We start from the raw sequence: 14,357 nt of genomic DNA, 5'->3' as shown, positions 1-14,357 counted from the left end.
GAAAAATTAGGGAGACGGGCAAGTCCTGACTGAGCGAAGTTTGGGCTTGCCCGATTTTTTTTGCAGACACAAAAAAGGCCATCTCAAATTATATTTCATTTTGAGACGGCCTCTTTTTTGTCTTTCGGTTGTTCACCGGATAAATAGAAAAAGTCCCGTAAAACGTTGATTTTACGGGACTTGTCTTAATTTGACTACTTAATGTCTTAGGTTTCAGCGGAGAGACAGGATTATGAACCTTTCTCTCTTAAGTCTATGTAAATCATCGTTTTAATTCAGTTCAAATTTTCAAGTGTAACGATTTAGTAACTGAAAACTGTCTTTTTATGTCACTCATAGACTTTCGCTTGTCTAAACTTCATCATTACATTACAAAGTTAACATTTTATTTTCTCATAGCAATAAGGATAAAGGATATAATTGAACTTTTGCATAAAAAAACAAAGCTATCTCTAATAGATAGATATTAATGTTATTAGTCCCGATTTAAAGTAGAATATAAACGAATCGTACTCAATCGGGACTATTTGTATTATAAAGCTTTTATTAATGCCCACAATAAATGAATTACACACAAGCAATTATAGCTTTCGGATCAATATCCTGATAATGAATTTTCAAATTATGGAGAGCCATAACTAAAGATTCTATGATATTTTTAGGATTATCTTGTTTTCTGTTATTCAAATCAAGTTCTTCTGTATGCGGTTGTGAGGAACAAAATAATATTATTTGTTTATCTGATAATTTTGCACATTCCTCAAAAAGATTTTTAAGACTTTGCTCCTTCATAGAATGTTGGCAAGGCTCATCCATCACAAGAAAACCTGGATGGTTGGGCCCTATAGCAAGTAAAGTAATATAATACGCCCATAAACATCTAATGAAATCTGAAGCAGATGAATCAGATCTGATATCTTCCTCTATATTTTCACTATGCTGAACAATTGGAAAATACTTATATATTGTATCATCCTCTTTGAAGAAAATCTGTGATAAGCGATTGCTAGTATAATTAAATTTGTAAAGATATTCTTTAAAACGATTCAGCTGAATATTTATAGGATTTTCAATTGCATCTTGATTTTTAAGAGCTTTAATTTCATCACAGATTGAAATATAGTTATCCTTAATTATATTAAGTTTTTTAATCACAGTTTCAATATGAGATTTTACACTACTTAGAGCCGCAATTTTTGCTCTATTATTTACAAGTTCAAATTGTTCTGCAATAGAAAGTGGATTCAGATTTACATTATTTAACTCTGCCAGCATTTTCAGTTGTTCCAACTCTACGGATAATTGTTTTTCTAGGTACAACTTATTTAATTCCTTATTCTTGACAGACCTTTCTATCTTATCTACCATTGGCGAAAGAAATTTCTTTTGCATCTTCAATACATTCTTACTTTCTTCTATTTGTTCAGGAAGTATTGTAAACCGATGGCCATTATTTATAGGAAGAATTTGGTGGCAAGTTGGACATTCTTTTACATCTAAATCATTCACAATATTATTAACCTGAATTAAACTAGAATATCTTTTAACTTCATGTTCAATTTCAGTAACTTGTTTTTTTATATTATTCAATTTTTCTATTTCCATAACGAGGTTTATACAAAATTTCTCATATTCCTCTTTATGTATTTGGTACTTCTTTAGAACTTCCAAATATTCATTATTATCTTTAGCAGTCTTTATTGCATTCTGTTTACTTTCCAACGCAGATACAGATTGTTGCAATCGTTTAATATAATCTTCCATACTGCAATCTGCATCACGTATCCCATAACGTAATTCTTCAAGAGCCACTTTCTGTTTGGATAATGCTGGCATTAGCCCTACTACGAAAAGTTCGTTATAAGTCAAATAACTGATAAAATCATTCGTTAAAGTATTCCATTCTTCCTCCAAAGACTTTCTTCTCTCTTTAAGTTTATCTGGAGTAATCAAGTTATCATTCGATTCATATCCCATAGCATATTCTATAATACGCTGTTTAGGATTCATAATATTAAAAGACCGTATATTTGCAAAAAAATCTGACCAACCACGTGTTTGTTCTATATAAGTCAAAGCAAATAAAGTCTGCATATAGAGTATGGTCCCCTTATCTGTATTTCTTGCCGTAACTATTTTTAAAGGAAGTTCTGAAAAATTAGAGAGAAGTGCATAAAATCCGTTACAAAATTCTACATTATGGTCATTTTCTCGATGTATGTAATACTCTCTACTCGTATTAAGTTTCATATCATTCGTCATTGGGGTTTTCCATACATACAAGATATTATCTCTTAATCCATCACATTTGATATTCCTTCGTATTGTGATAATTTCTTTTTTTGAATTAGACAACTGTATCATTACATACGAAGAAAGTACATACCATTCATGGTCTCCACTATCAGGATCATTATATCTAAAAACATCTTTTACAGATTTATCCATAGCCCCTGTTCCAGTCTTTCCATCTATAAGTTCCTCCATACCTAGACAATAAAAGAGGCATCTTGCGATAGTTGTTTTACCAGAAGTATTATCTCCAACAACCAAATTCAACCCATTTTTAAAATCTAAAATCCGACCAAAATGCTTAATATTATTTGAATCATTATAAGCATGTGCAGATATAGAAATATTAATTTTATCAATATGTACCATAATTCTAAAAATCAAATTCAATATTTTCCAACATTTTATCAGTCAAATTTCCAATATAAGTTAGACTGTTATTTAATTCATTAACTAGTTCCAACTTTTTTATTTCTTGTAAAAAATGATTCGCATTAAGACCCAGAGAAACAACAACTTTCTTACTTTTATTCGTTTCTAACTTCAAAAAATGGTTATCAATGCATTGAGAAATAATAGGCATAATATCATTTTCTAACATCCAAGGTACTTCAGTCACCCTATCTTGCTCTTTCCATATTCTCAATTTTTTCTGATTTTCCTTATTCTGCAATCCCCACATATAAACTTGAAGTTTAGATACAGATATTGCATTAAATTTGTTTACAATCAAAATAATTGCAACAAGTTTATACAAAGGTGTTGAAGTTGTCACAATTAAGTTTTCCTTAGGAGTAAATATCTTAGTTATCATAGAGTATCTTTGTAATCAAGTGAACATATTAATAATTTTTCAGCAATGCTGTAATTAGCATATACTTTAGATAGCGTTTGCTCTTTGTCATCTGTGTAAAGTATATCAGATGCAGCTTTAATTATCTGGTTCCTAATTTCTTTTAAATCATCTCTTGCATCTTTATCTGCCGAAAAATATTTACTCCTAAGTTCTTGGCAATTTTTAAACACTTTCAAATCTTTATTCCTTAACTTTTCTGCAATATAAGGTGTTTTATTAATTTCCGAATTTAAGCTAAGACCACGAAAATAATGATCAAGATAAGAGTTGTAATTATCTTGAGCTTCTTCAGGATGCGAAAATAACACATCCATTTTTCTTTTTAGATTATTCAGATAAAGCACATTCTCTTTTTGATATATTTTTTTCAACTCTTCGTCTATCTCCTTATTTTCCAACTCAGTCCACTTATCAACTAAATTAAAAAAATTTACCTCTTTAGTAACAGGTGCTAGAATATCATCAAATCGTGATGCAGGGTAAATAATAATATCATTTTGGTTTCCATCTTCATCAAATAAGCGTTTTACATATCCGACATAGTAATATATATCTAATTTCCTAAAAAAGACACCTGCACCAGAATTTCCCCCCATTATATCCTCAGCTGTTAATGGTTGGTTAACTATAATATCATTAATAAGATGCCATCTTGCTTTACCATTACGCTGTAATTCGTATTTACGACCTGTATCTGCTTTATCATTGAATCCATAAAAAAAATAATTTTCTTCATCAAGTATATCATCACATCGTTTTATATTATTGAAAAAATCAAAATCTATATTTGGCTTTTCAATACGAAGCAGAGCAAAATCATTTTCTTCAGTTAAATCAGGTTTAACAATCTCAAGTAACGATAATTCTTGTGGCGTATTTTTTGCGTATGATATAATTTTTATATCATCAATATCAAACACAATATCATGGCTATTTTTTATACAATGACCAGCAGTCATTACATAATAGGAGTCCCCATCTGAAATAATAGTTCCAGTACCTAAAGAGCTATCTGTTTTATCTTTATTTTCACATAAAATCTTAACAGAAACACAGCAAACTTGTTCTATAAGTGACATTTTCTAATTATTAAGGTAATATTTGTATATCATCATAGATGACAAAAGAATATTCATTATCTTCTCCTTCGTTAATAAACTTATAACCTCTTTTTTCTATTTTATCCTTTTTGTAATTAAAATAAAATTCCACAGGTATTAATTTATTCCGTTTCTCATGGCAAACAATATTGGCAATAGACTCTCTGTCTGGATGACATGAACGACCTGCTCCTCCATTGGTAGACAATATAAACTTATTACACTCTATCATATCCAACATTTCATTATTTATATTCTTGCAACTACCATGATGTGAAACCTTAACATAGTCCACTATCAAACGACAATCATTACTATTATAGCCTTCTTGCTTCAGAGAATCAATAATAGTACAAGGATAACTATCACCTAACATTAATACACTATAATCATCACAGATTGTAATAAATGCAATAGAGGACCAATTAATCACTTCTTGCTTATTATTCTCGCTGGGGTTTGTTTTACGATTCTGCGATAAATCCAATAATGATGTTTTTATAGCTTCTTGCTGCCGATTCTTTTTTTTAGAGATATTCGCAATTTCTTTCGAATAATTAATGTCATTTAATTCTTTTATGTATTTAGTTGGAGATAGTATATGAAAATCTGCAAATGGAAAAGATCTTTTTTCGCCAGCTATCACAGGTTTTTCCCATTTTATAATAGGGTATCCAGAATCCTGAAGATTAGAATTAATACGAGTTAATTCATCTGCTAATTTTTTTGCTTGTCCCATTGATATATTAGGCGAAACATTAAATGGTACTTGGTAAGCACAATTTACCCACATTTCTTTTATCGGAAAAGGTTTATCATTTCGATGTTTTTTAACATAAGCTAATATACCTCCAATATGGTCATCATCATAATGTGTCAAAACCATGAGGTCAATGGTTCCCAACTCTTCAAGCCTATTTACTATTTTAAATGAGTCTTGAACAGGACCTCCATCAACTACTACAATGCCATTATTGTTTCCTTTTCTACAATATAAAATAAAGGCATCCCCATGAAGTGCTTTCAGCATTTCTATATGTCGCATAACTCCGATATTTACCTTTTTTTGAAATCTTCTACAAAGATAGAGCTAATTCACTAATAATAAAAGTTTTATTGTCAATGTTTGGATATTGTGAGAAATATAACAATTAAAAATAAGTTACAGTTATGACTCCTAGTAAAAATAAGTTTGTTATTTATGTTTTATTCAACAAGCGAATGACTAATAAACTAATAGTACAAAAAAACAATTTGATAAATTAAAATAGGATTTACAACATTTTCCTGTTTATAATTCCAAATTGTAGTCTCTTTTTTATGTTTTTTACATCGTTCTATAATCCCTTCTGAAAACCGCTTCAGCCTGACACGCAAAAGCCGATTTCAGAAACAGTACAAGCAAAAGAAAAGCCCACAGCAACCACAATGCCATAAATGACACTGCCATCGCCGTGGGCACTTCTTATATATGCTTGTACTAAAACGGTCAAAACCGTTCTTACAGTCATTATTTCATCCATATACAAGTAGCCGAAAATGCCACTTCTACAGGACACGCCAGGCGTGGATCTGTTCTTGTGACCATTTTTCGGCTACAATGCCTCGTGTCGTAAAACCAGTTTGCCTTTCATTGCAGACAAAGCAACGGCAGACAATCCTGTTTTACGACAATGTACAACCGGAGGAACACCAGTAACCGCAAGCCATGCACGCATGACAATGACGGTTACAGGACTTCCACACGGCGGTCGGAAAGCCAACTTTCCCCTTAGTTGTAGCACCGCCCTTAATCCATCCACATGGCGCTGCACGCCAATACCTCTGTTCCCTTTTCCTTTCCGCCTCTCTATGCGTATGCCTCTGTTTCCATGCCGCCATCCAGGACGGCATCAGGTGTCATTTTCGTTGCTTGGGGCAAAGGTAAAGACGGGATTAGGAACTCAAATTTTTTGTCGAAAAATCTCCACGCCCTTTCAGGGGTAGTATTTTGTCTAAAAAATTTGCTAATCCTACTCCCTAACCTTTGAGAAGCCCCCGAAACGAAAACGACCAATGCGGTCGGAAGACGTCACAAGAAAACATCGGACATACAGAGAGGCGAAAAGAAAAAGAAACCGCCCACTCCAAATCCGAACAAGGTAATCAACAATCTAAAATCGGAAAATATGAGAATGATATTGAGTGACATCGGAAAGGTATTGTGGAAAGCATTATCCGCAGTAGTAACGGCAACATCAAACATAGCCTTTTGTGCTGGCGGTTTGGTAGTAGGTATCATAGGAGAAATCCTATTCGGCATGTTGAGCATCATGTTCGGCATCCTAATCTCCCTATTTTCAGTAATGGCGACAATCGGCTTTTTCATTTGGTTATTAACTATTTAACAAATAAGGATATGGCAAGAAGATACAGCAGGACAGCAGCGCAGCAATGCAGGTTTTACGAGGTGGACAACATCTTTGAGTATATGGTGGAAACCTACATCAACGGCAACCATTCAACCCTAAGAAGGCTATACCACGAACTCAACAAGGAAGCGAGAAAGGACTTTATCGGTTTTCTTTTGGTGGAATGCCCCCCACAATACCACACGGAGATTTTACAAGAGATTGTCTGACCACATAAAGGAACGGATATGAACAGGACAACGGAAAAGATACCCACATGGAGTTTAGCCTATATCATCAATGGCGATGCAACCGCACTCACAGACGATGAAGTTCAGACAATAGACAGATGGATGAAGCAATGGCAAGTACAAGATGTTTCACCCCTCACAGATGAAGAAGGGAACGCACAGCCTTATTTCACCCATTACCCCCTTTTCGGACTTCCCACAGAAGTGGAAGATTGCGAGATACTTTATTTGAACGACAACCCGACTAAAATTTGAGATTATGATGAAAGGAACAGACCATTTCAAACGAACCATACAGATGTTTTTGGAGCAGAGAGCAGCGGAAGATGAACTATTCGCCAAAAGCTACCGCAACCCAGCCAAGAACATAGACGATTGTGTCACATACATTCTGAACTATGTGCAGAAAAGCGGTTGCAACGGCTTTTCAGACGGAGAGATTTACGGACAAGCCATTCACTATTACGATGAAAACGAGATTGAAATAGGCAAGCCGATACAATGTCGGGTAGTTGTAAACCATGTGGTGGAACTGACAGAAGAGGAAAAGCAGGAAGCAAGGAGAAAGGCGGTTGCCCAATATCAGCAGATGGAACTCCAAAAGCTACAGAACCGCAACAAGCCAACAGCGAAAAAAGAAACACAAGTCCAACCCTCATTATTTGATTTTTGATATGAAACCGAGAACACGCATACAGAAAGAGGTAGTCCGTTTGTCAAGCGGACTGCCCGAACTGACAGACAAGCAGAAAGCATACGCTTTTGAACATTGCTTCAAGCATCATGCCTACCGCACAAAAGGCGGAACTATCACTTGTTCGGAATGTGGATACCGCTGGAAAGGCGGACACACTCTTGCGGAAACTATATGTGGCTGTAGCTGTCCCCATTGCGGAAAGGAACTTGAAATACTTGATACCCGAAAGAGAGTTTTCAGGGACAGCGCATATTATGAAATCATTACGACCCGAAAAGGATATCAAGTGTTGCGCTACTTTATGGTAGTAGCAACATACAAGGTGGGACAGAAGGCAGAGTATTCCATTCGGGAGGTGGTGCAATGGTGGATTGCCCCAAACGGAAAGACCGAAGTTATTGCCCGACTGAGAGCCATGCACACGATGTACTATGACCTTTGGACTGAATGGAGCGATATGGATTTGCGCAGCAACAAGATGCTGAAAGCATACAACATAGACGCATACAAGACTTATCCGGCAATGCACATCATTCCCGAATTAAGACGAAACGGCTTCAAGGGAGCATTCCACGAACTGACCCCATACGAATTTTTTACCGCCATTCTGACGGACAGCAAAAAGGAAACATTGCTTAAAGCGGGACAGACAGAAATGTTCAGATATGCCGTCATATCAAATATCAATTTACATGAATATTGGAACTCCATAAAAATCTGTATCCGAAACGGCTATCATATTGCAGATGCCTCCATGTGGTGTGACCTTGTAAGACTGCTCCGACATTTCGGGAAAGACACCCACTGCCAAAAATATGTTTGTCCGACAGACTTGAAAAAGGCACATGACCGACTTGTCAGAAAACGCGAAGAACAGATTGAAAGGGAAAGAGCGGAGCAACGCAGGGAGCAGTTGGTCAAGGACGAAAAGAATTATCTGAAGTCCAAAGGTAAGTTCTTCGGACTTGTGTTTACCGACAACCTTATTCTTGTAAAGGTCATTGAGAGTGTGGCGGAAATGCAACTTGAAGGAAAACTGATGCACCATTGTGTGGGAAGCTATCACAAGAGGACAGACTCCCTTATCCTATCCGCAACCATTGACGGCAAACGCATTGAAACGGTGGAGGTTTCACTGACAACATTCAAGGTGGTACAGAGCAGAGGTGTATGCAATTCCAATACCGAATACCACGACCGCATCATCAGCCTTGTAGAGAGCAATGCCGAACTTATCCGCAAGCGGATGAGGGCTTGATTTATAGACTTCAAAATATACATGATATGGAAATAAAGATAGAAAACATACTGATATTATGGGACGAGAAAGTAACCGACATCTTTGTCAGTCTGATAAACACCTTGTCCTTGAGTTTTAGCGAAACGGAAATCCGCAATTCAATGGCGAAACTTTCAGAAAACGAGAACTTCGGAAGGCTGTTCGCCTACGGCTTCGGAGCGCATCACCTTTGGGTAGCCCAAAGGATGATAACCGACCCCGAAAAGGTAATGGAGAACCGACTGCTGATTGTTGAATTTTAATAAATGACTACCATGACAACAAGAATGACCATCAACGGAGTGAGTACCTGCCAGACGGCAGGTACTGAAAAGTACGAAAAGTACCAAACGACTATCAGACGGAAAAGAACAACCCTTTTCCAGTATGACTACCGACACACGGACGGAGAACTTTTCTCTTGCGTGAGACCGACATTGGAGGAGTGCAGACACCTGCGTGATGAATGGATAAAAGGAAAGGAGGACAGATTATGACAGCATACTATGATACTTTGATTGTGACATTCAGCGACCCTATCAGAATTTTGGATATGATGTGTACCGATACTTGTGATGTGGCAACACTAAAGGAGTGGATAGAAAGCTACGAAAGCACAAGAATGACCCCGATAAACGAACATACGGCAGTCATCACTTCAGAATACAACATGGTGCATGTGGTGGAATGGCTCAGAAAATATGCCCCCATTGCCGAAATGAAAGAATACTAAAGGTGTGGCGGTACACAATACCGCCCGCACCCGAAACAGATAACCCATAAAACAGAAAGAGCATGAAATACTATTTTATATTGACAGACAGCAGGGACGCATGGATTCAGTTCGTTTACCTCCCTACGGGAGATTATGTGTCCGGCTATATCCGTGACTTGCAGAGTGTAGGAATATCCGTACATGACTATGACCTTTGGACGGAGGAAACACGCCCCATTGCCGAGCGCACATTGGAACATATAAGGCAGAGCATGAACGTATAAAAAAAATCGGGTGGCAAAAGCCACCCATTGACAATAACTTAAATTCATATACAGATGATAGCGAATACAATCTTACAGCAGTTGGGCGGTCATGGATTTACCGTCATGACGGGAAGCCGTAACTATATCAATTTGGGCAACGGACTACAAATGAGCCTTGCAAGAAACAAGACGTCAGCCAACAGACTGAAAATCATATTGGATGAGGACACGGATACATACACCATGTATTTCTATCGTCAGACACTGACGAAGTATGCGGACATCAAGGTCAAGGAGATAGCCAAATACGAGGGAGTGTACTTTGATATGCTCCAGCAGATTTTCACGGATGTAACGGGACTTTACACCCGACTTTAGGCAGAGGCGGCGAGAGCCGCCCTACTTTCTTTCAGTGAGCAGAAGGCGGACAAAGAAAGTAGCAAAGAAACCGCTGTTTCAAAGACTTCCACTAACGGAAGTCTTTTTTTGTTTCCATCTTACAGATTTCTATTCAGAATAAGTGAAAGCGGATAAATATATTTGTTGTATGCTTTCAGTTTCTTCATATCCACACGGTTGTCCGAATACGGGTTGCTCTTCTCGTCATAGAAGAATATGTCCGTTATGTTTTCCTTTCGGACAATACGTTCCCCGCACAGCGGAATATCCTCCACGTCAAAATCCTCCAGCGGGAGCGTCTCTAGTCTGCCGGGAAGATGGTTGCCAAGCTCATTCATGTTATAGTTGAAAAGAGCAAAGCCCTTGTGTTTGAAGTCAAGACGTATGCCATACGGACGCCCTGTCAGAAAGGCATCCGCTGCTTTTGCCATATAATTTTCCATGATTGTTTGATGTAAAAGTCATGCAAAATTAAGGCTTTCGGAAAGCAGAAACAAATTTTATTGAATAAAGTAAACATGACATTTTATATACCCTGAATTTCATATGATAAACTCAGGTTATTTTTCCGGATTTGAATAAAAAACAGTCATTTACCACATGCTCCAGAAATATTTCCCTAATTTTGTGGGCAAAACGCAATCAGTTATGCAAAAGGATATAAAAAGCTTTTTTCATCCCGTCAATCCACAAATGAACATTCCCGACTGCGAATATGACAGGACCGGACTCTGTATTGCTATGGCTAAGGCTCTGGCACGCAATACAAATCACAGTCTGTATATCATAGACTATAACCGCAAGAACTTCCTTTACGTATCGTCCAACCCGCTTTTCCTCTGCGGTCATTCACCGGAAGATGTGCAACAGAAAGGTTATGCCTTTTATTTTGATGTCGTTCCGTCTGACGAGATAAACCGTCTTATGGAAATCAACGAAGCCGGATTCCGGTTTTACTATGACCAACCTATAGAAAAAAGACTGGACTTGTCCATCGAATATAACTTTCATATCCGTACATCAGAAAAGCACTCGCACCTTATCCACCACAAACTGACACCTGCCTTGCTGAGTGACAATGGGGATATATGGCTGGCTCTATGTACAGTTTCACTGTCACCGGAGAAAACTATCGGAGATGTAGTTATTTCAGACCATACAGGTACTGACCGGTATGTTTATTCGTTCGAGGGCAGAAGATGGAGAAAACAGCCGGAACTGATTCTTTCCGACCGTGAAAAAGAGATTCTCCAGCTCTCCGTCAAAGGCCTGTCGAACACGGAAATTGGAGAAACTCTCTTTATTGATGCCAATACCGTCAAGTTTCACAAAAAGAAACTATTCGAGAAACTACACGCAGAAAACATCACTGAGGCCGTGGGCATTGCAGCCAATCTGAGGCTGATTTAGGAAGACGATGTAGAACTTCGGCAAAGTAACTGCAGGTGGATGTGAGGTGATGTATTCCTCCAGTTTCTTCCGCCCAAGTTCGAAGACCTTCTCATCGTGACATCTGTTCATCTTTTCTTTATCAATAAAGGCTATATGCCAGAAGATCAGATAACCTACAACATACCTTTCAATGGTAACTTCTATCGGTTCGTCCGAACGCTTCATGGATTGAAGGCAGTTGTGGCCATCCTTATCGATGATGCCTACAACTGCCCATGAGAGATTTATATAAGAAATTGATGTTGTCATAAATTACATACGGTTTATCGCATCCTGTCCTGCTCCTGTACCTTTATACTTGCTTTTGGCTGCATTAAACTTGTAGCGGACAGTAAGGCTGAATGATCGTGTATCACTCCAAGACAAATCTTTCATCTGTGAACTCTCCATATAAAGAAGTGCTTCCTGCTTACAACCTAACAACAAATCATTGGCACGTGCTTCAATACTGAGCGCATCGTTCAAGAAGGATTTACGCAAGCCTATATTGAGTGTATATTGTGGACGTTTAAGAGTGATATTCTGGACCTGCCCACAACTTTGATAACTGAAGTCGGCTGTCAACAAGAATCCGGCAGGGAGAGTAAAAGTATTGTTTAATGAACCTATAAAGAGCGGATTGTTATAAGTCCTTTTTTGACCGGCAGCATCCAACGAAAACCACTGCTTCATCATAATTGCGCTGGCATTAAGATTCCATATACCAATAGTAGGCGAAGCTGCCAGCATTACTGTCAGACTCGGTAAACGGTCGTGATTGACATAGTTAATCAAAGTAGTAGCCGACTGATTTTCTACCTGTGTTCCCCAATAAAGAATATAGTCTTGAACCATTTTGTAGCTGACCATTGCCTGCAAGAACCGCCAGACACCAACAGCGGTTACATCGTGGGTGATACTTGGTTTCAGAAGTGGATTTCCCGTTTGCCATGTAAACCGATTGGCATAAGTGATATTATTTCTTAACTGGCTGTAGTTAGGCCGCTGTGTTTTTGCTGCATAGCTGACTTGGAATTGTACTTTGCCCAACTGCCCGTTCACAGATGCATTAGGAAAGACATTATCATAGACACGACTTTGTCCGGGTACAAATGTACCATTTTCAAAATAATCAAAATCTACATGCTCATATCGCAAGCCGATGTTTGCCTGACCGAATGGTAAAGGATAGCTGTACTGTGCATATCCGGCAAGATTCTGTTCGCGAATGCGGGTATAAGTTGTAGGTACATATCCTTCCTGATTTACATAATCATCATGCCGGTTGGTATAGGTATATTCTCCTCCCACCGAGAAACTTCCTCCCCACAAAGGATGCGTGTATGAAGCTTTGGTAGCAGCTAGCTGATTATCCACTCTGTTGTCGGAAGTGACGGTACGGTCTTCATGGTCCTGGCTATTCTCCGTATTAAGAGTATACTGCGTGTAAGTATTGCCGTAATAGTCGGCATCCCAGGTAAGTTCTCCTTTACCTATTTGTCCTGCATAGTAAATATTAAGCTGATGTTCCGGTTGTGATTTTGCATTGGCAACGATGGAACTATGCAAGATATCGTAGGGCAATCCATCTGCCCAGATTTCGCTATCGAAGGCTGAATGCATATCTGTGTGCAGGACGTTGCTCAAATCATAGCGCAGACCGATGGAATGATATTCATTAAAATCATAATTGAATCCGATGCGCCCGTCTATATTGCGAGAATCGGTATTAGAGTGCTGATAATTCTTTTGTGTCCATAGGGTATCGGTAAAGGCTGTTTGCTCCAGAATATCGTTTTGCAAGGCGGTTGTCTTATCAAAACGGACCATAGCGAAAACATCAAGGCCGTTATGCCGATAGTTTACATCGGCTTGCTCTACAAAATCTGAATTCTGGGACTGATCATAGGAACTGCGCAAACTCACTCCAAATCCATCTCCTTGTCGTTTGACAGTACGGATACGGACAACTGCCCCTACAGTTGCATCATAACGGGCACCGGGATTGCGAACCACTTCTACACTTTTAATGTCCTCCGATGTCAGTTGGTCCAGTTCAGCGATATCACGTAATTTTCTACCGTTAATATAGATAAGCGGTGAACCCTTGCCCAACACTTCAAACCCATCAGTCTTTTTTTGTAAACCGGGTATATGAGCCAATACATCTTCGGCAGTACCGGCTTTCGAGAGAACTGTACCCTGAACGTTGGTTTCCAAGGCATCATTCTTCATGCGTGTCACAGGAAGATTGGCTTTTACAACCACCTCACCAAGCATCTGTGCATCCGAAACGAGCTGTACGATACCGATATTGGCCGGAGATACCGGCTTACATACAGTCTTATATCCTATAGAGGATATTTTCACTATCTGATTTTCCGATGTTGCCTCCAGTGTAAAAGATCCGTCTTCACCGCTGATAGTTCCGTTAACAAATGCCGAATCCGGCAATGACAGCAGCACCACATTGGCGTAAGGCAAAGGCTGGCTGTTCTCGTCAATCAATTTTCCGCTAACGGTCTGTGCGGACAAACTTACAGGTAGTATGATACCAATAAGTCCTAATAAGAATACTTTAATTAATTTCATTGTATGATAGTTTTTTAGTTTTCTGCTGCAAAGTTCCATACTTCGCGGGACTTTTCCACTACCCTGTAGGGTAGTTCTTAATTCAATCA

18 protein-coding genes are annotated in these 14,357 nt (G+C 38.3%); 10 read left to right on the top strand and 8 right to left on the bottom strand.

The genetic code is table 11. The annotated features are described in order from the left end of the window. Positions 1–567: 567 nt before the first annotated feature. From OIM59_RS10845 to OIM59_RS10825, 5 genes are all read right to left on the bottom strand, one after another. A complete protein-coding gene (locus OIM59_RS10845) occupies positions 568–2,661 on the bottom strand; it encodes an AAA family ATPase (RefSeq protein ID WP_303896663.1) in 2,094 nt (697 codons plus the stop codon). Between the two features lie 4 nt (positions 2,662–2,665). Beyond that, positions 2,666–3,106, bottom strand: coding sequence for a hypothetical protein (locus OIM59_RS10840; RefSeq protein WP_303896661.1), 441 nt, complete (start codon positions 3,104–3,106; stop codon positions 2,666–2,668). After that, positions 3,103–4,227 (bottom strand): serine protease, encoded by a 1,125-nt coding sequence (locus OIM59_RS10835; protein WP_303896660.1) that lies wholly within the window; start codon positions 4,225–4,227, stop codon positions 3,103–3,105. Before OIM59_RS10835 ends, OIM59_RS10840 begins: the two co-directional genes overlap by 4 nt. Positions 4,228–4,237: 10 nt before the next feature. After that, positions 4,238–5,293, bottom strand: coding sequence for an MBL fold metallo-hydrolase (locus OIM59_RS10830; RefSeq protein ID WP_303896658.1), 1,056 nt, complete (start codon positions 5,291–5,293; stop codon positions 4,238–4,240). A gap of 1,026 nt (positions 5,294–6,319) precedes the next feature. Beyond that, positions 6,320–6,616, bottom strand: coding sequence for a hypothetical protein (locus OIM59_RS10825; protein WP_303896656.1), 297 nt, complete (start codon positions 6,614–6,616; stop codon positions 6,320–6,322). A gap of 30 nt (positions 6,617–6,646) precedes the next feature. On the opposite strand from OIM59_RS10825, the gene OIM59_RS10820 reads away from it, so the two are divergent. The 9 genes from OIM59_RS10820 (at position 6,647) to OIM59_RS10780 (ending at position 10,224) form a co-directional block, all read left to right on the top strand. Then, complete coding sequence (locus OIM59_RS10820) at positions 6,647–6,868, top strand: hypothetical protein (RefSeq protein WP_022217990.1); 222 nt, start codon at positions 6,647–6,649, stop codon at positions 6,866–6,868. An 18-nt stretch (positions 6,869–6,886) separates the two neighbouring features. Continuing rightward, positions 6,887–7,144: a hypothetical protein gene (locus OIM59_RS10815; protein WP_005650248.1), complete on the top strand. Its 258-nt coding sequence runs from the start codon at positions 6,887–6,889 to the stop codon at positions 7,142–7,144. Between the two features lie 7 nt (positions 7,145–7,151). Next, entirely contained in the window at positions 7,152–7,562 is a 411-nt protein-coding gene (locus OIM59_RS10810) for a PcfK-like family protein (RefSeq protein WP_303898206.1), read from the top strand. A 1-nt stretch (position 7,563) separates the two neighbouring features. Then, entirely contained in the window at positions 7,564–8,844 is a 1,281-nt protein-coding gene (locus OIM59_RS10805) for a PcfJ domain-containing protein (protein ID WP_303896651.1), read from the top strand. A gap of 26 nt (positions 8,845–8,870) precedes the next feature. Then, complete coding sequence (locus OIM59_RS10800) at positions 8,871–9,128, top strand: hypothetical protein (protein WP_005650240.1); 258 nt, start codon at positions 8,871–8,873, stop codon at positions 9,126–9,128. 12 nt (positions 9,129–9,140) lie between these two features. Further along, positions 9,141–9,362 carry a DUF3873 domain-containing protein gene (locus OIM59_RS10795; protein ID WP_072543831.1) on the top strand — a complete coding sequence of 74 codons (222 nt, stop codon included), beginning with the start codon at positions 9,141–9,143 and terminating at the stop codon, positions 9,360–9,362. Then, positions 9,359–9,598 carry a hypothetical protein gene (locus OIM59_RS10790; protein WP_302560567.1) on the top strand — a complete coding sequence of 80 codons (240 nt, stop codon included), beginning with the start codon at positions 9,359–9,361 and terminating at the stop codon, positions 9,596–9,598. The genes OIM59_RS10795 and OIM59_RS10790 overlap by 4 nt, the downstream gene beginning before the upstream one ends. A gap of 62 nt (positions 9,599–9,660) precedes the next feature. After that, entirely contained in the window at positions 9,661–9,864 is a 204-nt protein-coding gene (locus OIM59_RS10785; RefSeq protein WP_303896649.1) for a hypothetical protein, read from the top strand. 54 nt (positions 9,865–9,918) lie between these two features. After that, a complete protein-coding gene (locus OIM59_RS10780; protein WP_005650230.1) occupies positions 9,919–10,224 on the top strand; it encodes a hypothetical protein in 306 nt (101 codons plus the stop codon). A gap of 119 nt (positions 10,225–10,343) precedes the next feature. On the opposite strand, the gene OIM59_RS10775 is transcribed toward OIM59_RS10780, so the two are convergent. Beyond that, positions 10,344–10,688: a hypothetical protein gene (locus tag OIM59_RS10775; RefSeq protein WP_022232581.1), complete on the bottom strand. Its 345-nt coding sequence runs from the start codon at positions 10,686–10,688 to the stop codon at positions 10,344–10,346. Positions 10,689–10,893: 205 nt separating this feature from the next. On the opposite strand from OIM59_RS10775, the gene OIM59_RS10770 reads away from it, so the two are divergent. Then, positions 10,894–11,655 carry a helix-turn-helix transcriptional regulator gene (locus OIM59_RS10770; protein ID WP_303896646.1) on the top strand — a complete coding sequence of 254 codons (762 nt, stop codon included), beginning with the start codon at positions 10,894–10,896 and terminating at the stop codon, positions 11,653–11,655. Here OIM59_RS10770 and OIM59_RS10765 read toward each other — a convergent pair. Further along, entirely contained in the window at positions 11,596–11,946 is a 351-nt protein-coding gene (locus OIM59_RS10765) for a hypothetical protein (protein WP_303896644.1), read from the bottom strand. The genes OIM59_RS10770 and OIM59_RS10765 overlap by 60 nt on opposite strands. 3 nt (positions 11,947–11,949) lie before the next feature. Continuing rightward, positions 11,950–14,268 carry a TonB-dependent receptor domain-containing protein gene (locus tag OIM59_RS10760; RefSeq protein ID WP_303896642.1) on the bottom strand — a complete coding sequence of 773 codons (2,319 nt, stop codon included), beginning with the start codon at positions 14,266–14,268 and terminating at the stop codon, positions 11,950–11,952. Positions 14,269–14,357: the final 89 nt, after the last annotated feature.

It is taken from the genome of Bacteroides mediterraneensis (assembly GCF_025993685.1).
Classification (GTDB): domain Bacteria; phylum Bacteroidota; class Bacteroidia; order Bacteroidales; family Bacteroidaceae; genus Phocaeicola; species Phocaeicola mediterraneensis_A.
The sequence above is the reverse complement of the archived record's forward strand: the minus strand, read 5'-3'. Positions and strand labels throughout refer to the sequence as shown.